We start from the raw sequence: 20487 nt of genomic DNA, 5'->3' as shown, positions 1-20487 counted from the left end.
CGGGAGATCGGTCCGGGGATCGCACAGGGGATCGCACAGGAGACCGGGGAGGCAATCGCGCCGGGGATCGTCCCAGCGCGGGAGACCGCAGTGCCGGCGGCGGACGCGATAACGCGTTCCAGGGTGTTGGCGGCGGCGGGGGTGCCGCACAGCGGGACTTTGACCGAGGGCGCGCAAGTGCCGGTTCGTCAAACTTTGGCGGCGGCCACGGTGGTGGCTTCAGTGGCGGTGGTGGACGCGGCGGTGGCGGCTTCGGCGGCGGGCGCGGCGGCGGCGGTGGCCGAGGGGGCCGGCGATGAGTCACGATGACCAACGGAAGGCGAATCCCATGCGTTTTCTGACGATGCGAACCACGCTTCCCACCTGGCACCATCTTGCGGGTGTGGCCGTCGTCGTCGCGTCATGCGCCGGGGTGGCCGATGCCCGCGCGCAGAAGGCGTTCGATACCCCCGAGGCTGCGATGCAGGCATTTGGCGATGCGGTGGCCACCAGTGACGATGTGGCCATGCAGGCGCTGCTGGGCCAGTCGGCAAGGCGGTTGATCCCACCCGTGGGCGCGGACCTGCGATATCGCTTTCTCGCCGCGTGGAGCCAATCGCATGGCGTTGCCCCCGACGGCGAGAACCGTGCGCGCATCACGGTGGGACGTGACGGCTGGACGCTGCCGATTCCGCTGGTACGCGCCAACAGCCGCTGGCATTTCGATGCACAGGCTGGCATGACCGAAATCCGTCTGCGGCGCATCGGGCGCAACGAGCTATCGACCATCCAGACCATGCTCGCAATTTGCGACGCGCAACGCGACTATGCGTCGAGCAACCCGGAAGGCAGTCCGATGACGGTGTACGCGCGCAAGCTCGTCAGCAGTCCGGGAAAGAAGGATGGCCTCTACTGGCCGACACGTCCGGGCGAAGCGCCGAGTCCGTTGGGGTCGGCTTTCGTCGATGCTGTGAAGCACCAGTCACCAACGGATGGCTATCACGGCTACCGCTATCGACTGCTGACGTCGCAGGGCGCCGCCGCACCGGGGGGCGCGTATCCCTATCTCGTCAACGGCAAGCTGTTCGGCGGCTTCGCGGTCATCGCGTGGCCGGCCCGTTATGGGGAAACCGGCATCAAAAGTTTCATGGTCAGCCACGACGGCCAGGTCTTCGAGCGCGACCTCGGCCGCGACAGCGCGGCACGCGCAGCGGCAATGACATCGTTCGATCCGGTGGCAGGCTGGACGAAGGTCGCCCCTGAACTGTTGCAGCCAGAGCCAGGCATGCGGGCATCGGCGGCGAGGCCATGAATGAAGTGAGCGGATAAAAAACTTTCCGTATGTGGCCGGATGGCAGGAGGTAGAGAAGTAAAGATTGCAATACGCAGAGCGCCGACCTAACGTGTTATGGCACAAGTACTCAAACAAGCAGAAGCAACAGACTTGATCGACTTGGATAGCTTGACTGTCACCGCATAGGGGTAAGCGCTCAGGGACGCCTTATCGCGATGCGCACTGCCGTGCCGGCTTGCCCGGCCGCGCCGTGGTGTCGTGCTGCATGCCGTCGTCCCGAGGGCTCCTGTGCCTATTTGCCAGGGGTTTGAGCATGGGCTTTGCGCCATGATGTGGTTACCGGCACTGATACTGGGGGCTGTGGCTGCCGTTGCCGTGGCGGCGCAGCAGGGCCAACGCCGGCAGCGCGCCGACTCTCGTCGGCTGTCGGATGTGGCCGGTGGGGGGCCGTTTGCCCACATCGCGCATCGGCCCGGCATGGCCGAACTGGCCGGATCGCTTGCCCATGAACTGAACCAGCCGCTGACCGCGATCACCAGCAATGCGCAGGCCGCGCGGGAATACCTCGCGTCGGGCCTGGCCGATCACGGTGAAATCCGCGAAATTCTCGACGATATCGTCAGCGACGCCTCCCGCGCGGGCGATATCGTGCGCGGCGTGCGTGCGCTAATTCGCGGCGAGGCGCCACGCGCCGTGCCGTTCGAGATCGTTCCGGTGATGGCGCGTGCGGTGGAGCTGGCGCGCAAGGACAAGGCGTCGGGCGTTGCCATCGTGCAGGGCATCTGTGATTCACGGCTGCCGCGTGTAGTGGGCGACCCGATGGAAATCGAGCTGGTGCTGTTCAACCTGCTGACCAATGCCCTGGACGCGGTTGGCGTTGCACCGCCGGGTGTCGCGCACGAAGTGTCAGTGACCGCCAGGCGGCAGGATGACACGATCCGCGTATCGGTACGCGACAACGGCTGCGGTGTGGCCGATGCCGATCTCGATGCCATCTTCCGGCCGTTCTACTCATCCAAGCCGAAGGGGCTGGGGCTGGGCCTGTCCTTCAGCCGTGCGCTCATGGCACGCAACGGCGGACGTGTCGTGGCCATCCGCAACAGCGACCGCGGCATGACCTTCGAGTGCCTGCTGCCCATCGAGCCATCGGCAAGGGTGCCTGGGGAAACGACTTCTTCCATCCGGGAGGCAGCGATATGCCACTCATGAAATCACTGGTGTACATCGTGGATGACGACGACAGCGTGCGGCGGGCACTGTGCCGCGTGCTGGGCGCGCATGGCTATCCCACTTCCCCGTTCGCGTCGGCGCGGCAGTTCATCGCGGAAGCTGACCTGGAGAACGTGCCGGGGTGCGCCGTGCTGGACCTGCAGATGCCGGACATGGACGGCATTGCCGTGCAGGAGGCGCTGCATCGCAGGATTCCCGTCATCATCCTCACCGGGCATGCCGATGTGCCACGTGCCGTGCTTGCCATGCAGGCCGGCGCCATCGAATTTTTGCAGAAGCCGGTATCCGACACGCAACTTTTGGCGGCGGTGGAAAAAGGGAGTGCGTGTGCGCAACGGCAGCATGCGCAGATGCGTGAGTTGCGCGAGTTGCAGCAGAAGATCAGCCGCCTGACGCCGCGTGAGCGCGAAGTGCTGGGCTGGATCGTCACAGGCATCCGCAACAAGCAGGTGGCCAGCCAGCTTGGCACGGTGGAGAAGACCATCAAGGTGCATCGGGCCCACGTCATGCAGAAGCTGGAGGTGGATTCGCTGCCCGCGCTGGTGCGGATTGCCGACCGGATGGGGATGGTTGCAGGCCAGCGGGCCTGAGCGCCGGCCCGCAATCGGCCCCATGGGCCAATATCGCCCGCCGTTCGTCTTTCGTAGCCTGAGTACATGCTTACCTCCGGGCCTGCGTGGCGATGGATGCTTCGGAACAATTTGCGCAATGCGTGGCGGTGGTGGACGATGACGCCTCCGTGGCACGCTCCACGGCCCGGCTGCTGCGCGCGGCGGGTATTGGTGCCGATGTCTACGTCAGCGGTGACGACTTCCTGCACCGCATCCGAGACGATCCCCGGTATCGGCCCGACTGCGTCATCCTCGATGTCTGCATGCCTGGCCTCAACGGCTTGGAGGTGCAGCAGCAACTGATCGGCCTGCCGATGTCGCTGATTTTCATCACGGCGCATGACGTGCCCGCCGCACGCGACACGGCGCTCGCCGCCGGCGCCATCGGCTATCTGCGCAAACCGTTTCATGCGGCGCAACTGATCGAACTCGTACGCGGCGTCCTGCGTACCGGACTGCGCCCGTGATGCCGTCCCCGAGCATGGTCCTTGGTCCAATTGCCAAGCACGACTGCTGCGGCACATGCTTAGTCTGCAATGCCGCGCGATTGGCATCGCGGGCGGCAAAGGAGACCTGCCATGGCGCTCTTGATGCTTTCCAATCTCCACCCAGATACCACCGAGGACGAGGTCAGGGAGTTCCTGACCCGCTACGGCTTTCCTGCGTTCGATCACGCCGAACAGCAGGAAGGCGATGGGACGCGTCCGTCCATGACGCTGACCTTCAACGCGCTGGACCTGCCGGAGCTGTACAAGCTGCAGCCGCGCATCCATGGCGTGTTCTGGAACGGCCACAAGATCAATGCGCTGATCCTCCGGGAGCGATACCAGTAAACCTGAATCGCTCCGGTGCACGGCAGTCGTCGGAGCGGACGGAGGATAAATATGGCGAGCGGTCTCAAGTCCGTGAGTGGGCGCGGCGCATGGCTGACCGTGATGGCGTTGGCGTTGGCGGGGTGCGACCGGCACGAGGCCAAGGCGCCCGCCGCGCCGCACGTGAGCGAGGTTGGCGTGGTCAAGGTGACGCTGCGCGACGTGCCGCTGACCTACGAGTTCGTGGGCGAGACGCAGAGCTCCCAGCAAGTGGAGATCCGTGCGCGTGTGAACGGCTTTCTCGAACAGCGGCTCTACACGGAAGGCGCGCTCGTGAAGGCCGGGCAAGTGATGTTCAAGATGGACGCAAAGCCGTTCCAGGCCGCGCTGGACGCCGCGCAGGCCGAACTCGCCCAGCAGCAGGCGCGCCTGACCACGGCGCGCGCCAACCTCGCACGGGTGCGACCGTTGGCGGCCAGGAATGCGCTGAGCCAGAAAGACCTCGACGACGCCACGGGCCAGGAGCAGGCGGCCGCAGCCGCCGTGGAGGCGGCCAGGGCCAACGTGACCAATGCAAAGCTGAACCTCGGCTACACCACCATCGCCTCGCCGGTGGCGGGCCTGTCCAGCTATGCCAAGAAACAGGTGGGCACGTATATCGATCCCAGTAACAGCCTGCTGACCTATGTGGCCAAGCTCGATCCCATCTGGATCAACTTCAGCCTGTCGGAGAACGAGGTGCTGCAGAATCAGGCGCAGACCGCGTCGGGCGCGCTGAAGATGCCCGATCGTGGCGCGATGGAAGTGGAGATCGTGCTGGCCGATGGCAGCGTCTATCCGCAGCGTGGCCACATTGCGTTTGCCGATGCCTCGTATAGCTCGGACACGGGCACCTATCTGGTTCGCGCGGAGATGCCGAATGCGGAGGGGCGGCTGCGACCGGGCCAGTTCGTGCGCGTGCATGTGCTGGGCGCCGTGCGGACGCGCGCCATCACCGTGCCGCAGGAAGCCGTGGTGCAGGGCCAGCGCGGACAGTCGGTCTGGACGGTCAACAAGGACAACAAGGCCGAGTCGCGCGTGGTCGAGGTGGGGGAGTGGGCGCAGGGTAGCTGGGTCATTCGTTCTGGACTGCGCGAGGGCGACACAGTCATCGTGGATGGATCGGTGCGGCTGGCGCCCGGGGCACCGGTGAAACCCGTGCCGGCGCCAACCGCTGCGCCAACCGCTGGCGCCAGTGCCGCAAAGGGACAGCCGTCATGAAGCTGTCGCACTTCTTTATCGACCGGCCGATCTTTGCATCGGTGCTGTCGATCATCATTGTCGTGGGCGGGCTGGTGGCCATGTTCAACCTGCCCATTGCACAGTTTCCCGACATCACGCCGCCGAGCATCACGGTGTCCACCACGTATCCCGGTGCAAGTTCCGAAGTGGTGGCGCAGAACGTGGCCGCGCCTATCGAGCAGCAGGTGAACGGCGCGGACAACATGCTCTACATGTCGTCCACAAGCTCGTCTACCGGTAATCTCACATTGACCGCGTACTTCGAGATCGGCACTGATCCGTCACTGGCACAGGTGGACGTGCAGAACCGCGTGAACCTGGCACTGCCGACGCTGCCCGATGCGGTGACGCGGCAGGGCGTGACCGTGGAGAAGCGATCCCAGGCGTTCATGATGGTGATCGCGGTGTACTCGCCCGACAACAGCTATCCCCAGACCTTCGTCGACAACTACACAAGCATCTACATCCTCGATGCGCTCAAGCGCATTCCCGGTGCCAACCAGTCTGCGATCTTCGGCACGCCCGACTACGCGATGCGCATCTGGCTGCGTCCGGACCGCATGGCGCAACTGGGTATCACGGCAGAGGATGTGAAGAACGCGGTATCGAACCAGAACGAGCAATTCTCGGCGGGTCGCATTGGCCAGTCGCCCACGGCGGGGCCGGTCAAGCAGACCTTCCCGGTGGCCACCAAGGGGCGCATGACCGAACCGAAGGAGTTCGAGAACATCATCCTGCGTGCGGCCTCTGGGGACGCCGCGCTGGTGCGGCTCAAGGATATCGGCCGTGCGGAGTTGGGATCGAAGGACTATTCGCTGCGTAGCCGCTATCAGGGCAAGACAGCCACGCTACTCGCCGTGTATCAGCAGCCAGGCGCCAATGCGCTGGCCGTGGCCGAGCAGGTCCGCAAGGCACTGGCGGAAGCGAAGAAGACATTTCCACCGGGCATGGAGTACGAGATCGCGCTCGACACCACGGAGTTCGTGCATGAATCGATCAACGAGGTGGTGCATACGCTGCGCGATGCGGTGATCCTTGTGATTCTGGTGGTGTATCTGTTCCTGCAGAGCTTCCGGGCAACGCTGGTGCCGATCCTGGCCGTGCCGGTGTCGATCATCGGCACGTTCACGGCCATGGCGGCGTTCGGTTTCTCGGTCAACATGCTCACACTGTTCGGGATGGTGCTGGCGATTGGCATCGTGGTGGACGATGCCATCGTGGTGATCGAAAACGTGGAACGCAACATGATGGAGTTCCATATGCCGCCACGGGAGGCTGCCAAGGCTGCCATGGACGAAGTGGGCGGCCCGGTCATTGCCATCGTGCTGGTGCTGCTGGCCGTGTTCATTCCCGTGGCCTTCCTGTCGGGCATCACGGGACAGCTCTACAAACAGTTCGCGATCACGCTGGCGGTGTCGGTGTTTCTCTCTGGCATCGTTGCGCTGACACTCTCGCCCGCGCTGGCCGCTATCCTGCTGAAGCCCGGTACGCACGAGAAGAACCGCTTTTTCCGCTGGTTCAACCGCAAGTTTGACCAACTGGTGGAAGGGTATGGCAGCGCGGTGCAGGCGCTGATCCGGCGTGCCGTGATCTCGGTCGTGACCGTGGGGGTGCTGATTGCGGTGAGCGTGCTGATGTTCGTGCGCATCCCGTCGTCGTTCCTGCCCGTGGAGGACCAGGGCTACCTGCTGGGCGCGGTGATCCTGCCAGACGCGGCGAGCCTGGATCGTACCGGCGAGTTGTCGAACCGGGCCGCAGAATGGTTCCGCAAGCAGCCAGGTGTGAAATCCGTGGCCACGCCGGACGGCTATAGCCTGATCGACGGACAGAACAAGTCGAATGCCGGCACATTGTTTGTCACGCTGAAGGGGTTTCACGAACGCGACAAGGAGGAGAGTGCGGCGGCGTTGATCGCACGCGCCAACCAGGAGTTCTCCACATACCGCGAGGGCCTCGTCATTCCGGTCAACCCGCCATCGATTCCGGGACTCGGCACCACGGGCGGTTTCGAGTTCTGGTTGCAGAGCACGGGTGACGGCACCTATCAGCAACTGGAAGAGCGAACGCGCGCTTTCATCGCCAAGGCACGTGCGCGGCCAGAGCTGCGTGGCGTCAGTACCACGATCAATACCCGCTCGCGGCAGTTGCTGGTGGACCTGGATCGCGAACGTGCGGAGACGCAGGGCGTACCGGTGGAGCAGGTGTACTCCGCGTTGCAGACCATGTTCGGCTCGCTATACGTCAGCCAGTTTCCGAAGAACAGCCGGTTGTTTCAGGTGATCCTGCAGGCCGAGCCGGAGTACCGCTCACGTCCGGAAGATATCGATCGTGTGTACGTGCGGAACTCGCGCAACGAAATGGTGCCTGTCAAGGCCGTGACCACGGCGCGCTACGTGGCCGGCGCGGACCTTGTCACGCGATTCAACAATTTCCCTGCTGCAAAAATTACCGGCGATGCCGCACCGGGCTATAGCTCCGGGCAGGCGCTGCAGGCGATGGAGCAGGTAGCGGCGGAAGTGCTTGGCGAAGGCTACAGCTACGCGTGGAGCGGACAGGCGTACGAGGAAAAGAAGGCGGGGTCCACAGCGGCGATGGTGTTCGCGTTTGCGCTGCTGATGGTATTCCTGATCCTCGCCGCACAGTACGAGAAATGGTCCTTGCCGATTGGCGTGCTGCTTGCCGTGCCGTTTGCGCTGTTCGGTGCGCTGGTCGGCATCCTACTGCGCGGCATGGAGAACGATGTCTATTTCCAGATCGGGCTGACGGTGCTGATTGCACTGGCGGCCAAGAACGCCATCCTGATTTTCGAGTTCGCGGTGGAGATGCGTGTCAAGGAAGGCTTGAGCGCCTACGACGCCGCCGTCAAGGCGGCCAAGATGCGGCTGCGCCCCATCATCATGACGTCGCTGGCATTCATCCTGGGCTGCATTCCGCTGGCCATTGCGAGCGGTGCGTCGGCGGCCAGCCGGCAGTCGCTGGGCACCGGTGTGATCGGCGGCATGCTGGGCGCCACGGTGATCGCCATCTTTTTTATTCCAATGTTCTTCTGGGGACTGGAGCGCCGTACCAAGGCCAAGCTCGCCGAGTCCGCCGCACACGCACCCCACGGACCCATCTCGCTCAAGGAGTGAAGCCATGCGCAAGTCGATGATCGTGACCGCGCTGGCATCGGCCGCCTGCTGCGGCGTTGCCATCGCACAGTCCAAGCCCATTGCCTATCCGGCAAAAGGTCAGAGTCAGCAACAGCAGCAACAGGACGACGGGTACTGCTATTCGTGGGCCAAGTCCAATACCGGCATCGACCCGGCGGCAGTCGCCACGGCACCGCCGCCACCCTCCGGTCCGGCGGTCGGCGGTGGCGAACGCGTTGGCGGTGCGGCACGGGGAGCGCTAGGCGGCGCGGTGATCGGCGGCATTGCCGGCGATGCAGGCAAAGGCGCGGCGGCGGGCGCGGCGGTGGGTACGATGGCTGGTGGCCACCGCGCGCGGCAGAATCAGCGCAACCAGCAGGCCAATGCGCAATCGCAATCGGCTGGCGCGATGAACACCTACTACCGCGCGTATGGCGCGTGCATGCAGGGTCGCGGCTACACGATTCAGTAGATGAGGAGACGGCAATGACAAAGTTCCTGCGATGGCGCGTAGTACCTGCCGTGTGTGCTGCGGCAACGTTCGGAGCGTTGGCAATGTCGTGGGCAGTGCCCTCGCATGCTTACTTCGATACGTTCATGAACGGCACCATCATCGGCACCCTGGACAAGGACCAGACCGCACAACTGGTCAGCACGTTCGGCAAGACGCTTTCCGAGACCGATGACAAACAGAGCGTGCCGTTCCAGTTGCCGCCGAACGCCAAGGGCATCCCGACCGAAGGCAGCTTCACGCCTCTGGTCACGCGCACCGAGAACGGCCAGCGCTGCCGCAAGATCCGCAGCGAACTGCGCCAGCGCGGACGGCAACCGGAGAAGTGGGTCGGGTGGTACTGCCAGCAACCCGGTGGAGAATGGAAGAAGACGATGTTGAAGGGGTAGCGTCAGTAAATCTCCGGAACATACCGGTACGGATAGTCAGGTTGCCTGTACCCGCCCGCCTTCTGTCGGGCGGGAAGCGTGACCTTCTTCGCGGGAATGCGTTCGTAAGGCACGCTGTCCAGCAGGTGCTGGATGATGTTGAGGCGCGCGCGGCGCTTGTTGTCGGAGCGCACTACATGCCATGGGGCGAGGTCGGTGTCCGAGGCGTCGAACATGGCGTCGCGGGCGCGGGAATAGTCGTACCAGCGGCTGTAGGATTTCAGATCCATGTCCGTGAGCTTCCAGGTCTTGCGTCCGTCCTCGATGCGCGACGCCAGCCGGCGTGTCTGCTCCTCGGGGCTGACCTCCAGCCAGTATTTGATCAACTGGATATTCGAGGCGACGATGGCGCGCTCCATCAGCGGCACGGCGCGCAGGAAGATCTCCACCTGGCGTTCGTCGGCAAAGCCCATCACGCGCTCCACGCCCGCACGGTTGTACCAGCTGCGGTCGAAGATCACCACTTCGCCGGCCGCAGGAAGATGGGGCATGTAGCGCTGCATGTACATCTGGCTCTTCTCGCGCTCGGTGGGCGCCGGGAGTGCCACCACGCGGAAGATGCGCGGGCTGACGCGTTCGGTGATGGCCTTGATGGTGCCGCCCTTGCCCGCGCCGTCGCGGCCTTCGAAGACGATGCAGATCTTGGCGCCCGTGGCGGTCACCCAGTTCTGCAGGTGAACCAGTTCCACGTGCAGGTCGGCCAGTGCGCGGTCGTAGGTCTTTCGGTCGAGCGGCTCGGGCTCCACCGATGTCGCAGGTTGCGCGGCCCGCTTCTCCTTCTTTTCCCTGTTTTCCTTCTTTCCCATCTTCGTCCCCCGGCACTCATGTTCGTAGCGTTCTCACCTTCCTAAATCTGGACACTGCCGATGTCCTTGGCAATGGACTTTGGTCCAATGCTTGGCCCAAGGACCAATTGCAATGCGCGATGGATTGTCGGACCCTGATCTCAGGGAGGGTCGGCAATCATGCGCAAATGCGGATTCCTGTTCATGGTGGTAGCGTTGTGGCTGGCCGTGATCGGCATCTTCTTCAGCGATCCCAGCGGGCAGATGCCTGACCGGCTCAACCTGTTCCGGATGGCGCTGCAGGGGCTGGAAGTGCAGATGTTCCGTACCGGCGGCGATCCGCCGCGCTATCTGGTCAACGTGCTTGCGCGCGACTGGCTGCTGGGCTGCGTGATCCTGTTCCTGGTGGGCGCGGCGCTGGTCAAGGTCGCCCGTTCGCGCGAGGGGGCATAGCGCATGATGCAAGGTCCGATCTCCACTGCGTTGTACTCGCGAACGCTGATCGACACGCTGATCCGCTTCGGACTCGTCGCGTTGCTGGCGATGTTCTGTTTCGAGATCTTCCGCCCGTTCCTGAACCTGATTGTCTGGGCCATCATCCTCGCCATTACGCTCTATCCCTTGCAGACGCGCTTGCGCGGCAAGGTTTTCGCCGGCGACGGCCGCACCGCCACGCTGATCATCGCGCTGGTGATTGCAGTGTTGCTGGTGCCCACCTACCTGTTGGGAATGGCCGTGATCGAATCCGTGGAACGTGCGATGGACATCGCGCGGCGCGGCGAGTTTCACGTGCCGCCGCCTGCGGAATCCGTGGCGGGTTGGCCCGTAGTGGGGCAGCGGTTCTACGACTTCTGGTTGCTGGCGGCCACGGACGCCACGGCCCTGGCGCAGAAGTTCGCACCGCAGATCAAGGTAGCGAGCATCACGGCATTGAGCGCCGTAGGCGGCGTTGGCGTGGGCTTGCTGATGTTCGTGGGTGCGCTGATCATCGCGGGCATCTTCATGGCGTATGGCGAGCTGGGCGAGCGTAGCGCGATACGGATCATGTCGCGCATCACGGGGTCGGATCGCGGGCCGCGCCTGACGGCGCTCTGCACGGCCACCGTGCGTGCGGTGGCGCAGGGCGTGGTGGGCATCGCCTTCATCCAGATGCTGCTGATCGGCATTGCCTTCGTGATGGCGGGTGTGCCTGGCGCGGGCCTGCTGGCGTTGGCCATACTGCTGCTCGGCATCATGCAGTTGCCTGCGACGCTGATCACGATTCCGGTCATCCTCTTCGTCTTTGCCACGGATGGCATGAGCGTCGGCAATGTTGTCTTTGCGGCGTATGTGTTCGTGGCCGGGCTGGCCGATAACGTGCTCAAGCCGCTGTTGCTGGGGCGCGGCGTGGAGGTGCCGATGCCGGTGGTGCTGATTGGCGCGCTGGGGGGCATGGTCACGGGCGGCATCCTCGGACTCTTTATCGGTCCCATCGCGCTGGCGGTGGCCTACCAGTTGTTCTGGCAATGGGTGGACCAGCCGCCGTTGCAAAGCGTCGAGACAACCGTGAAAGCCAGCACGGAGCCCAGTAGCCTGCCGACCGGGCCTGGCGTTGGCGAGGAATGACGTGCCATATCGCCCATGTCGCCCCTGTCTCTGGAGAGGAGGATGGATCGCCGTTGGTGTCGCTATCGCTGCCGTACTGGGCGGATGCGTGAAGCTGGGGCCGGATTTCAGCCCCGCGCCTGAACCGTGGACAACCCACTGGCAGAGCGAAGCCATCGAACAGGTCAGCACGTCCGGTGCCATGCCCGAGACGCGCGAGTGGTGGCGGATATTCGCAGACCCTGCGCTGGAGCGGTTGATGGTTGCTGCGGATGCCGGGGACGCCGGTGTGCGGATCGCGGGCCTGCGTGTGATGGAGGCGCGCGCGCAACTGGGCATGGCGCAAGCGGGCCGCTATCCGCAGGTGCAGCAGGCCACGGCCGATGCCATGTACGTGCACAGCCGGCAGACGGGTGCCTCGGCGCAGACGGCGCGGATGTGGGAATACAGCGCGGGTCTCGATGTTGGCTGGGAGCTGGATTTCTGGGGACGCTTCGCGCGCGCGATCGAATCGGCGGATGCGGCGTTCCTGGGCGCACAGGCCAATCACGCGGCAATGCTGGTCCTGCTGCACGCGCAGGTGGCCACCACCTACTACGCATTGCGCACGGCCGAGGCGCGGTTGGCCATTGCGCGCGATAACGCGCGCTTGCAGAAGCGCAGCTTCGAAATCACCGAGCGACTGTTCAAAGGCGGCGAGAGCGATGAACTCGACTTCCAGCAGGCGCGCACGCAATACCTGGGAACCTTGAGCAGCATTCCCGAACTCGAGAACCAGATCCAGCAAGCGCGCAATGCGTTGCTGGTGCTGCTTGGACGGCCACCGGGGCCGCTGCCTGAACTGGCCGATGCCGGCGACCGCACCGGCGTGTTGCCGCTGATCGATCGTGCGGTGCTGCAGGACGTGCCGGCTGACCTGCTGCTGCGTCGTCCCGATGTGCGGGCGGCGGAATACAAGGTAGCCGCGCAATCGGCACTGATCGGCGTGGCGCGCGCCGACCTGTATCCGGCAGTCACGCTGATGGGCAGCATTGGCTGGTCGGCCACATCGTTGCCGGGCACGCAGAACGGCATGCTGCTGGTGGGGGGACCCAGTGTGCGGTGGAACATCTTCGACTACGGACGCATCGTCAATAACGTGCGCGTGCAGGACGCGCGGCTGCAGCAGTTGATCGTGGCGTATCAGGACACCGTGCGCCAGGGCGCGCGCGAGGCCGACGATGCCGCGGGCGGTCTGGCCAAGGCGCTGCAGCGCGAGCGCATCCTGCGCGAAGCGTCGCAGGCCGCCGAGCGTTCATTGGCGCTGGCGACCACCGTGTTTCGCGAGGGCTATTCCGATTTCCAGCGCGTGCTGGACGCCCAGCGTGCATTGTTCGCGCAGCAGGACGCCTACCTCGTCAATCGCGGCAACGCGGTGAACTACCTGATCGCGCTCTACAAGGCGCTGGGTGGTGGATGGGCGACGTCGGCACCGTTGATCGATGCCGCTACGCGGCAGCAGATGGAACAGCGCACGGACTGGGGAAAGCTGATCGGGGAGACTTCGCAACCATGAGCGGACCACCGGCATCGGCGGGTTCCGACCCGTCCCGCAAGGCGCTATGGGCAGTGTTGTTGCTGATTGCCTTGAGCTTGCTCTGGTATTTGCTGGCTGACCGCTTCACGCCTTATACACAGCAGGCCCGTGTGCAGGCATTCGTCATTCCTGTGGCGTCGGAAGTCTCGGGGCGCGTGACCCGCGTCTATGTCCGCAACAACCAGAACGTGGCCGCCGGGAGCGTGTTGTTCGATGTGGACCCGCAGCATTACCGCATCGCGGTAGACCGCGCGCGCGCCGAACTCGAATCCACGCGCCGGCAGATTGGTGCCAACACAGCCGGCATCGCGTCAGCGCAAGCCTCGTTGCGTGCCGCGCAGGCCAACGAGTTGAAGGCACGGCAGGACAGCGAGCGGCTGGAGCGGCTATACAGGGAAGATCCGGGCACAGTTTCCGTGCGACGCCTGGAAGTCGCGCGTGCCTCGCATACGCAGGCGGTGAGTCAGGTGGCGGCAGCACGGGCGGAAGTGGAGCGCGCACGGGAGCAGCAGGGCGGCAGTGACGAAGACAACGCCAAGCTGCGCAGTGCGGCAGCCGCGCTCGAGAAAGCCGAACTGGATCTGAGCAATGCACAGGTGCGTGCGCGCACGGCAGGCCTGGTTACCGACCTGCGCACCGAGGCGGGGCTGTATGCGGCGGCGGGCAATCCTGTCATGACGCTGATCGCGATCCACGACGTGTGGATCAGCGCGGACATGACGGAGAACAATCTGGGTCATATGGCACCCGGCACGCCCGTGCGCATCGTGCTCGATGCACTGCCCGGCAGGGTATTGACCGGGCGCGTGCACAGCATCGGCTTCGGGGTCAGCACGGGGCAGAGTCCTCCGCCAGGTGGTTTGCCGACGATTCAGAACAGCCGCGACTGGCTGCGGCCCGCGCAGCGCTTTCCGGTGCGGATCGATATCGATGCCGGACAACTCGATACGCTGCGTGGCGTGCGGGTGGGCGGGCAGGCGGAGGTGATGGCGTTCCCGAAGGAGGGCAATCCGCTCAACCTGCCCGGTCGCGCGTTCCTGCGCGTGATGAGCTGGTTCTCGTATGTCTACTGAAAAGAGTCGCGACGTGATGCCTATGCTGCAACGGCGTGCGTTGCGGCTTGCTATCGGTGCGGCGGCGTGCCTCGTCGTCAGCTACGGTCTGCAATGGCCCATCCCGTTCGTCGCACCCGTGCTGGCCGTTTTCGTCTTCGCATCGATGGAGCGGCCGCTGACCGTGCGTGCGGGAGTGGGCCTCGCGCTGGTGATGCTGCTCGCCACGGGCAGCGGCCTGTTGCTGGTGCCGTTCCTGCGCGAGGCGCCTGTCAGTGGCGTGTTGATGACCGGACTCTGCCTGTTCCTGGCGTTTCGTCACGGGCTACGCGGCGGCAACATGCTGGTGTCGACGTTTCTCGTCGCAGGCGTGACGCTGATCGCGGCGGCGGGTTCGGCGGATGGCGCGTTGGCCGTGACGGTCATCGGCACGCTCACGCGGAGTCTGCTGCTGGCGGTGCTGATGCTGGGAGCGTGCCACGTGTTGGTGCGCGAGCCGCATCTTTCACCGGCCTCGCACAGGAAGGCCGAACCTCATGAGCAAGCGGACTGGATGGCCCTGCGCGCCACGCTGGTGGTGATGCCGCCGTTTCTGCTCGCCATGGCGGACCCCGCCGCCTACCTGCCGATCATCATGAAAGCGGTGAGCCTTGGGCGGCAAAGCTGCACAACGGCTCGCGGTGCGGCGCGCGAACTGGTTGGCTCGACGCTGCTCGGCGGATTACTGGCCATCGCGTTCTGGCTGGCGCTCGGCCTGTTCGTGCATCTGTGGATGTACGGCCTGTGGATGGCACTGTTTTCGCTGTGGATCGCGCGACGGTTGTTCCGGCTGCATGCCACGTCGATGTCGCCGGGCTTCTGGCTGAACAGCCTGGTGACGATGATCATCCTGCTGGGGCAGTCCGTCGAGGACAGCGCCACCGGCAAGGATGTCTACCAGGCGTTCCTGGTGCGCATGGGGTTGTTCGTCGGTGTGTCGCTCTACGCCTGCCTGATGCTGGCCGTGCTCGACATCCGACGAACGACCGTGCCCGATCAGGAGCAGTTGTCGCGATAGCTCTGCTGCAGGCGTTTGAGGGTCTTGTCGCGTTCGAGCTTCGGTACGGCCTCGCCTTGTGCGTTCGTGGTAGCGGTGCCGGGCGACTTGTAGGTGCGCTTGCGCGACGTGTCGTTGATGTCCTGCAGCAGTTGATCGCACCGGGCGCGGCGCTGGTCTTCGTAGCTGGCGTTGGACTTGTCGTTGGGGTTCGGTGCCGAAGGCGGGCGATACGGATTCGAGCCGTCCTGCACGGCCTCCGAGATGGCGGCCGCCGCGCTTGACGCGCCGCTCTGGGGTTGCGCCCAGGCCATGCTTCCGGGAATCAGGACCAGCAGTGCCGCGAGCGGCAGCAGACGTCGGGGGGATGCCATGAAAGCTCCAGTGGTGAAAGTCCAAAAGCCAAGGGCGCAATGCCGCCAAGCGTAGCACGCCGCGCGGGTATTCACCGTGACGTTGTGTGGCGGCGGCGCCAGAGGTTGGGTGCCTCGCCGAATTGCGCGGAGAACCAGCGTGTGAACGATGCCGCCGAGCCATAGCCCAGCAACTCGGAGACACGCAGCAGAGAGTAGTCGGCATTGGCCACGTAGCGCTGGGCCAGCTCGCGCCTTACCTCGTTGAGGATGTCGGTGAAGGTCTCTCCGGCATCGTCTAGCTGGCGCTGCATCGAACGCAGGCTCATGCCCAGCCCCTGGGCCACGGCCTCGCTCGTGGCGCGTCCCATCGGCAGCATCAGGTAGACGGTGTTGCGCACCTCGCGTGCGATGGACCGATCATTGACGCGCGGCAGCGTTTCCACCATGCGTTGTGCATGCAGCGCCATCGCCGCATTGCCTGAGGGATTCGGCGCATCGAGATCGGCGGCCAGGCAGACGATGCCGTGGTACTCGCTGCCGAATTCCACTGGGCAGGCGAAGAGGCGACGATGCACCTGCAGGTCAGGCGGCGCAGCATGCGCGAAGTGCACGCCGAGCGGACGCCAGTTGGACCCCAGCAGCGCCCGGCACAGGCGAAAGATCACGCCCACCGCCAGCTCCGCGGCCTGCCGGGACGGCGTGCCGAGTACCACTTCCTGCCGGATGATCACGACCTTTTCCATACGCTCCAGCAGGATCGCCACCGATTCGTTGACCAGATGGCGATAGCGGATGATGGTTTCCAGCGCATCGCGCAGGGTGGGTTGCTGGCTGATCAGCAGACTCATCACGCCGAAATCCGCAAGCTGCCGGGACTCCGCCATGCGCAGGCCGAACGTGGGGCACGCCGCGGTTTGTGCGGCGGCTTCGAGCAGTGCCGCGCAGCGTTCGGCTGGAATACGCTGGTCGGGGTCGGCCAGCATCGCGCGGGTCAGGCCCGCTGCGCGTAGCAAGGGCTGCGCATTCACGCCGAGGTCCTGGGCTACCTCGAAGAAGTTGGTCAGCGCCGCCGCGCGTACGAGCGTCCTCATGGCGTCCTCATCCTGTCTCCCGTCTTGTCGTTCTGTCGTGCACGCTTCACATCCCGTGGCGTGTCATCGTTGGCGATGATAGGCGGACTGGCATGAAATGCAAAGTTGTCGGCGGGCGATGCAAAGCGGTCAACCCCTGCGCGCTCTACATTGCATGCATGGCTGCGCATGCCGCGTGGCCCCCTGAATGTGGAGACCAGCAGATGGCCAAGGCCGTGCGCATGCATCAAACCGGTGGACCCGAAGTTCTTCGGCTCGAAGACGTGGAGGTGGGCGACCCAGGGCCGGGGCAGGTCCGGATTCGCCACGTGGCGGTGGGGCTGAACTATGCCGATACGTACTTCCGCAATGGCACCTATCCCGTGCCCTTGCCGGCAGGCATGGGTGTGGAAGCCGCAGGTGTGGTGCAGGCGGTTGGCGCGGGCGTGACCCATGTGGCCGCAGGTGACCGCGTGACTTACACCGGCTTCCTGAACACGCTGGGGGCTTACAGCACTGAACGCGTGGTGGCGGCTGCGCCGCTGATTCGTCTGCCGGAGAACATCGCTTTTGAAACGGCTGCGGCGATGACGATGCGCGGCCTGACATCGGCCTATCTGATGCGGCGCATCCACGCGTTCCGTCGCGGTGACACGATCCTGCTGCACGCTGCAGCCGGCGGCGTGGGGCTGATCGTGGCGCAGTGGGCACGGCTGCTGGGACTGAACGTGATCGGCACGGTGTCTACCGAGGCCAAGGCCGACGTGGCGCGCGCGCATGGCTGCCAGCACATCATCGATTACACACGCGAAGACGTGGCCAGCCGCGTGCGCGAGATCACGGACGGCGTAGGTGTGTCGGTGGTGTTCGACAGCGTGGGCAAGAGCACGTTCATGGCGTCGCTTGACTCGCTCAAGCGTCGTGGCCTGCTGGTGTGCGTGGGCACGGCATCGGGTCCGGTGCCACCGTTCGATCCTGTGCTGCTGGCGATGAAGGGATCGGTGTACGTGACGCGTCCCGCGCTGGCGGACTACATTGCGGACCCCGCGGAAAAAGCCGAACTGGCGGGTGAGTTGTTCGATCACGTCGGCGCCGGGCGCATCCGCATCGAAATCAACCAGCGCTATGCGCTGGAGGATGCCGTGCAGGCACACCGCGACCTGGAATCGCGCAAGACCACGGGGTCTTCGATCTTTGTCATCTGAGAGGCGGCCATGCAAATCAAACCTCTGACCTGTGCCATCGGCGCCGAAATCGTGGGCGTGGACCTGGCCGAAGCGGTGCGCAACGACGACCTGTTCGGCGCGATCCGCGAAACACTGCTCCGGCACCGCGTGGTGTTCCTGCGCAACCAGCGCTTCAGCCGTGCCGAACACGTGGCATTCGCGCGCCGCTTTGGCGAGCTTGAGGATCACCCGGTAGCGGGCAGCGATCCCGAACACCCCGGCCTCGTGCGCATCTACAAGTCACCGGACCAGCCGAACGACCGTTACGAGAACTGCTGGCACTCGGATGCCACGTGGCGCGCTGCGCCGCAGTTCGGCGCGGTGTTGCGATGCGTGCAGAGCCCACCCGTGGGTGGCGACACGATGTGGGCCAACATGGCCCTGGCGTACGAGCGCTTGCCGGACACCGTCAAGACGCAGATTGCCGATCTGCGCGCCCGTCACAGCATCGAGGCGAGCTTTGGCGCGGCCATGCCGCGGGAGAAGCGCCTCGCATTGAAAGCGCAGTTTCCAGATGCCGAGCACCCCGTCGTGCGCACCCATCCCGATACCGGCGAGAAGATCCTTTACGTGAACGGCTTCACCACGCACTTCACGAACTTCCACACACCGGACCGCGTGCGTTTTGGCCAGGACGCCAATCCCGGCGCGGCCGATCTGCTGCGCTACCTGGTGTCGCAGGCGTATATCCCCGAGTTCCAGGTGCGCTGGCGCTGGGAGCCGGACAGTGTGGCGATCTGGGATAACACGGCCACCCAGCACTATGCCGTGATGGACTACCCGCCCTGCCATCGCAAGATGGAGCGCGCCGGGATTATCGGCAACGTGCCGTTCTGAAATCTGAAGCACCCAAGACAACGAGAGATACCGCAGTGATCGACAACCACCTTATCGTTCCCACGCCGTCGGCCTACGCCTACCCGCTGCTGGTCAAGCAACTGCTGACCAATGCCATGCGCCTGCACGGCGAGCAGGAGATCAGCTATCGCGGCGAAATGCGCTACACGTACCGCGATTTCGGGCAGCGGCTGAACAAGCTGGCCTGCGCGCTGGCGTCACTCGGCGTGCGGCAGGGCGACACCGTGGCCGTCATGGACTGGGACAGCCATCGCTACCTGGAATGCTATTTCGGTGTGCCGATGATGGGCGCCACGCTGTTTACCGTGAACGTGCGGCTCTCTCCGCAGCAGATCCTCTACACGCTCAACGATGCCGGCGCCGATGTGGTGCTGGTGCATCCCGACTTCCTGCCGGTGCTGGCGCAGATACGCGGCCAGCTTGCAAGACAGCCGCGTATCGTGCTGATGGCAGACGGCCAGGAAGTTAAGGAAAGCGGCGTCGTGTTCGACGGTGAATACGAAGCATTGCTCGCCGCCGCGCCCGCCGATTTCGACTTCCCCGAGCTGGATGAGCGCACGCGGGCGGCGATGTTCTACACCACGGGCACCACGGGCGATCCGAAAGGCGTGTGCTACAGCCATCGCGATATCGTGCTGCACACGCTGACAGCGGCCACGGGCCTGTGCTCGCCGCGCGAGGGGCAACGCATCCATCGCGAGGATGTGTACATGCCGATCACGCCGATGTTTCACGTGATGGCATGGGGCATGCCGTATGTAGCGATCATGCTGGGCTTGCGTACCGTGCTGCCGGGACGCTACGTGCCGGCCGCGCTGCTGAAACTGCGCGAGTCAGAGCGCGTCACGTTCTCGCACTGCGTGCCCACCATTCTGCAGATGCTGCTGGAAGAAGCGCAGCAAACGGGCCAGCCATTGGACGACTGGAAGGTGATCATCGGCGGCTCGGCCTTGCCGGAGGCACTATGCGAGGCGGCGCTGGCACGCGGGATCGACATCTTTGCGGGCTACGGCATGTCGGAGACGGGCCCCATCGTGGCGTTGGCGCAGATTCCTCCGGGCCATGTGCCCCGCGATCGCAAGGAGGAGGTGCGCCTGCGCTGCGCCACGGGGCGTCCGCTGCCGCTGGTCGATCTGCGGATCGTCGGCAACGACATGCGCGAGGTGCCGTCCGATGGCCAGGCGCAGGGCGAGATCGTGCTGCGCGCGCCGTACCTGACGCGCGCTTATCACGGCAAGCCGGCGGCGTCGGAAGAGCTGTGGGCCGATGGCTACCTGCACACGCAGGACGTGGCCGTCAGCGGACCCGACGGCTTCGTGCGGATCGTGGACCGGCTCAAGGATGTGATCAAGACCGGCGGCGAGTGGGTGTCTTCGATCGAGGTCGAGAATCTCGTCACGCAGGTGCCGGGCGTACGCGAGTGCGCAGTGGTAGGTGTGCCCGACGCGCGCTGGGGCGAGCGGCCGATGGCCTATGTAGTGCGTGCGAACGGCGTGGCCGTGGAAGCAGACCAGATCCGGCACGCGCTGCTCGGCCACGTCGATACACAGCGCCTGAGCAAGTACGCGGTGCCCGAGACGGAGCGAATTGTCTTCGTGGATGCCATCCCGAGAACCAGCGTAGGGAAGATCGACAAGAAGGTGCTGCGGGGGCGGGTGGGGTAGACC

21 protein-coding genes are annotated in these 20487 nt (G+C 64.8%); 18 read left to right on the top strand and 3 right to left on the bottom strand.

The annotated features are described in order from the left end of the window. The 10 genes from FFS21_RS32325 to FFS21_RS28760 all read left to right on the top strand — a co-directional run. The coding region (locus FFS21_RS32325; protein WP_212745278.1) for a hypothetical protein at nt 1–309 on the top strand (309 nt) is incomplete at its 5' end. Nucleotides 310–328: 19 nt separating this feature from the next. Continuing rightward, a complete protein-coding gene (locus FFS21_RS28800) occupies nt 329–1291 on the top strand; it encodes a DUF2950 domain-containing protein (RefSeq protein WP_249359728.1) in 963 nt (320 codons plus the stop codon). 309 nt (nt 1292–1600) lie between these two features. Continuing rightward, nucleotides 1601–2482 (top strand): sensor histidine kinase, encoded by an 882-nt coding sequence (locus tag FFS21_RS28795; protein ID WP_137928103.1) that lies wholly within the window; start codon nt 1601–1603, stop codon nt 2480–2482. Beyond that, nucleotides 2470–3093, top strand: coding sequence for a response regulator transcription factor (locus tag FFS21_RS28790; RefSeq protein ID WP_137928102.1), 624 nt, complete (start codon nt 2470–2472; stop codon nt 3091–3093). The genes FFS21_RS28795 and FFS21_RS28790 overlap by 13 nt, the downstream gene beginning before the upstream one ends. A 92-nt stretch (nt 3094–3185) precedes the next feature. Continuing rightward, on the top strand, nt 3186–3581 hold the full coding sequence (locus tag FFS21_RS28785) for a response regulator transcription factor (protein ID WP_137928101.1): 396 nt from the start codon (nt 3186–3188) through the stop codon (nt 3579–3581). A gap of 111 nt (nt 3582–3692) precedes the next feature. Further along, a complete protein-coding gene (locus tag FFS21_RS28780) occupies nt 3693–3947 on the top strand; it encodes an RNA recognition motif domain-containing protein (RefSeq protein ID WP_137928100.1) in 255 nt (84 codons plus the stop codon). Nucleotides 3948–3998: 51 nt separating this feature from the next. Continuing rightward, entirely contained in the window at nt 3999–5186 is a 1188-nt protein-coding gene (locus FFS21_RS28775; protein ID WP_137928099.1) for an efflux RND transporter periplasmic adaptor subunit, read from the top strand. Next, entirely contained in the window at nt 5183–8338 is a 3156-nt protein-coding gene (locus tag FFS21_RS28770; RefSeq protein WP_137928098.1) for an efflux RND transporter permease subunit, read from the top strand. The genes FFS21_RS28775 and FFS21_RS28770 overlap by 4 nt, the downstream gene beginning before the upstream one ends. A 16-nt stretch (nt 8339–8354) precedes the next feature. Then, nucleotides 8355–8810 carry a glycine zipper domain-containing protein gene (locus tag FFS21_RS28765; RefSeq protein WP_502705206.1) on the top strand — a complete coding sequence of 152 codons (456 nt, stop codon included), beginning with the start codon at nt 8355–8357 and terminating at the stop codon, nt 8808–8810. Between the two features lie 14 nt (nt 8811–8824). After that, nucleotides 8825–9238 carry a hypothetical protein gene (locus FFS21_RS28760; protein WP_137928096.1) on the top strand — a complete coding sequence of 138 codons (414 nt, stop codon included), beginning with the start codon at nt 8825–8827 and terminating at the stop codon, nt 9236–9238. A gap of 2 nt (nt 9239–9240) precedes the next feature. Here the strand turns inward: FFS21_RS28760 and ppk2 are convergent, their stop codons facing one another. Beyond that, complete coding sequence (ppk2, locus tag FFS21_RS28755; RefSeq protein WP_137928095.1) at nt 9241–10083, bottom strand: polyphosphate kinase 2; 843 nt, start codon at nt 10081–10083, stop codon at nt 9241–9243. 159 nt (nt 10084–10242) lie between these two features. On the opposite strand from ppk2, the gene FFS21_RS28750 reads away from it, so the two are divergent. Genes FFS21_RS28750 through FFS21_RS28730 form a run of 5 tightly spaced genes read left to right on the top strand, consistent with a single transcriptional unit; the run spans nt 10243 to nt 15331 of the window. After that, nucleotides 10243–10515, top strand: coding sequence for a hypothetical protein (locus tag FFS21_RS28750; protein WP_137928094.1), 273 nt, complete (start codon nt 10243–10245; stop codon nt 10513–10515). A 3-nt stretch (nt 10516–10518) separates the two neighbouring features. After that, nucleotides 10519–11667, top strand: a complete 1149-nt coding sequence (locus FFS21_RS28745) for an AI-2E family transporter (RefSeq protein ID WP_137928093.1) — start codon at nt 10519–10521, stop codon at nt 11665–11667. 46 nt (nt 11668–11713) lie between these two features. Next, nucleotides 11714–13201: a TolC family protein gene (locus tag FFS21_RS28740; RefSeq protein WP_137928105.1), complete on the top strand. Its 1488-nt coding sequence runs from the start codon at nt 11714–11716 to the stop codon at nt 13199–13201. Beyond that, nucleotides 13198–14295, top strand: coding sequence for an HlyD family secretion protein (locus FFS21_RS28735; RefSeq protein ID WP_137928092.1), 1098 nt, complete (start codon nt 13198–13200; stop codon nt 14293–14295). Before FFS21_RS28740 ends, FFS21_RS28735 begins: the two co-directional genes overlap by 4 nt. After that, nucleotides 14285–15331 (top strand): DUF2955 domain-containing protein, encoded by a 1047-nt coding sequence (locus FFS21_RS28730; protein WP_137928091.1) that lies wholly within the window; start codon nt 14285–14287, stop codon nt 15329–15331. The genes FFS21_RS28735 and FFS21_RS28730 overlap by 11 nt, the downstream gene beginning before the upstream one ends. On the opposite strand, the gene FFS21_RS28725 is transcribed toward FFS21_RS28730, so the two are convergent. Together FFS21_RS28725 and FFS21_RS28720 are read right to left on the bottom strand one after the other, a co-directional pair. Beyond that, nucleotides 15310–15684, bottom strand: a complete 375-nt coding sequence (locus FFS21_RS28725; RefSeq protein WP_137928090.1) for a hypothetical protein — start codon at nt 15682–15684, stop codon at nt 15310–15312. The two genes, FFS21_RS28730 and FFS21_RS28725, sit on opposite strands and share 22 nt — an antisense overlap. Before the next feature lie 71 nt (nt 15685–15755). Next, the gene (locus tag FFS21_RS28720; protein ID WP_137928089.1) at nt 15756–16757 is read right to left on the bottom strand and encodes an AraC family transcriptional regulator; all 1002 of its coding nucleotides are present in this window, start codon (nt 16755–16757) and stop codon (nt 15756–15758) included. A 203-nt stretch (nt 16758–16960) separates the two neighbouring features. On the opposite strand from FFS21_RS28720, the gene FFS21_RS28715 reads away from it, so the two are divergent. The 3 genes from FFS21_RS28715 to FFS21_RS28705 are packed head-to-tail and all read left to right on the top strand — an operon-like array spanning nt 16961 to nt 20484. Then, complete coding sequence (locus FFS21_RS28715) at nt 16961–17941, top strand: quinone oxidoreductase family protein (RefSeq protein ID WP_137928088.1); 981 nt, start codon at nt 16961–16963, stop codon at nt 17939–17941. A 9-nt stretch (nt 17942–17950) separates the two neighbouring features. After that, nucleotides 17951–18799 carry a TauD/TfdA dioxygenase family protein gene (locus FFS21_RS28710; RefSeq protein ID WP_137928087.1) on the top strand — a complete coding sequence of 283 codons (849 nt, stop codon included), beginning with the start codon at nt 17951–17953 and terminating at the stop codon, nt 18797–18799. Nucleotides 18800–18837: 38 nt separating this feature from the next. Continuing rightward, nucleotides 18838–20484 carry a fatty acid--CoA ligase gene (locus FFS21_RS28705; protein ID WP_137928104.1) on the top strand — a complete coding sequence of 549 codons (1647 nt, stop codon included), beginning with the start codon at nt 18838–18840 and terminating at the stop codon, nt 20482–20484. The last annotated feature ends 3 nt before the right edge of the window (nt 20485–20487 follow it).

Origin of the sequence: Cupriavidus sp. 2SB, assembly GCF_005503625.1 — a bacterium.
Taxonomy (GTDB): Bacteria; Pseudomonadota; Gammaproteobacteria; order Burkholderiales; family Burkholderiaceae; genus Cupriavidus.
The sequence above is the reverse complement of the archived record's forward strand: the minus strand, read 5'-3'. Positions and strand labels throughout refer to the sequence as shown.

What these genes read in the sequence shown, in the direction of transcription:
- FFS21_RS28730 (WP_137928091.1), top strand. Translation starts at nt 14,285, where the DNA reads ATGTCTACTGAAAAGAGTCGCGACGTGATGCCTATGCTGCAACGGCGT.
- FFS21_RS28745 (WP_137928093.1), top strand. Translation starts at nt 10,519, where the DNA reads ATGATGCAAGGTCCGATCTCCACTGCGTTGTACTCGCGAACGCTGATC.
- FFS21_RS28765 (WP_502705206.1), top strand. Translation starts at nt 8,355, where the DNA reads ATGATCGTGACCGCGCTGGCATCGGCCGCCTGCTGCGGCGTTGCCATC.
- FFS21_RS28750 (WP_137928094.1), top strand. Translation starts at nt 10,243, where the DNA reads ATGCGCAAATGCGGATTCCTGTTCATGGTGGTAGCGTTGTGGCTGGCC.
- FFS21_RS28715 (WP_137928088.1), top strand. Translation starts at nt 16,961, where the DNA reads ATGGCCAAGGCCGTGCGCATGCATCAAACCGGTGGACCCGAAGTTCTT.
- FFS21_RS28770 (WP_137928098.1), top strand. Translation starts at nt 5,183, where the DNA reads ATGAAGCTGTCGCACTTCTTTATCGACCGGCCGATCTTTGCATCGGTG.
- FFS21_RS28710 (WP_137928087.1), top strand. Translation starts at nt 17,951, where the DNA reads ATGCAAATCAAACCTCTGACCTGTGCCATCGGCGCCGAAATCGTGGGC.
- FFS21_RS28760 (WP_137928096.1), top strand. Translation starts at nt 8,825, where the DNA reads ATGACAAAGTTCCTGCGATGGCGCGTAGTACCTGCCGTGTGTGCTGCG.
- FFS21_RS28790 (WP_137928102.1), top strand. Translation starts at nt 2,470, where the DNA reads ATGCCACTCATGAAATCACTGGTGTACATCGTGGATGACGACGACAGC.
- FFS21_RS28785 (WP_137928101.1), top strand. Translation starts at nt 3,186, where the DNA reads ATGGATGCTTCGGAACAATTTGCGCAATGCGTGGCGGTGGTGGACGAT.
- FFS21_RS28775 (WP_137928099.1), top strand. Translation starts at nt 3,999, where the DNA reads ATGGCGAGCGGTCTCAAGTCCGTGAGTGGGCGCGGCGCATGGCTGACC.
- FFS21_RS28795 (WP_137928103.1), top strand. Translation starts at nt 1,601, where the DNA reads ATGATGTGGTTACCGGCACTGATACTGGGGGCTGTGGCTGCCGTTGCC.
- FFS21_RS28780 (WP_137928100.1), top strand. Translation starts at nt 3,693, where the DNA reads ATGGCGCTCTTGATGCTTTCCAATCTCCACCCAGATACCACCGAGGAC.
- FFS21_RS28735 (WP_137928092.1), top strand. Translation starts at nt 13,198, where the DNA reads ATGAGCGGACCACCGGCATCGGCGGGTTCCGACCCGTCCCGCAAGGCG.
- FFS21_RS28800 (WP_249359728.1), top strand. Translation starts at nt 329, where the DNA reads ATGCGTTTTCTGACGATGCGAACCACGCTTCCCACCTGGCACCATCTT.
- ppk2 (WP_137928095.1), bottom strand. Translation starts at nt 10,083, where the DNA reads ATGGGAAAGAAGGAAAACAGGGAAAAGAAGGAGAAGCGGGCCGCGCAA.
- FFS21_RS28725 (WP_137928090.1), bottom strand. Translation starts at nt 15,684, where the DNA reads ATGGCATCCCCCCGACGTCTGCTGCCGCTCGCGGCACTGCTGGTCCTG.
- FFS21_RS28720 (WP_137928089.1), bottom strand. Translation starts at nt 16,757, where the DNA reads ATGAGGACGCTCGTACGCGCGGCGGCGCTGACCAACTTCTTCGAGGTA.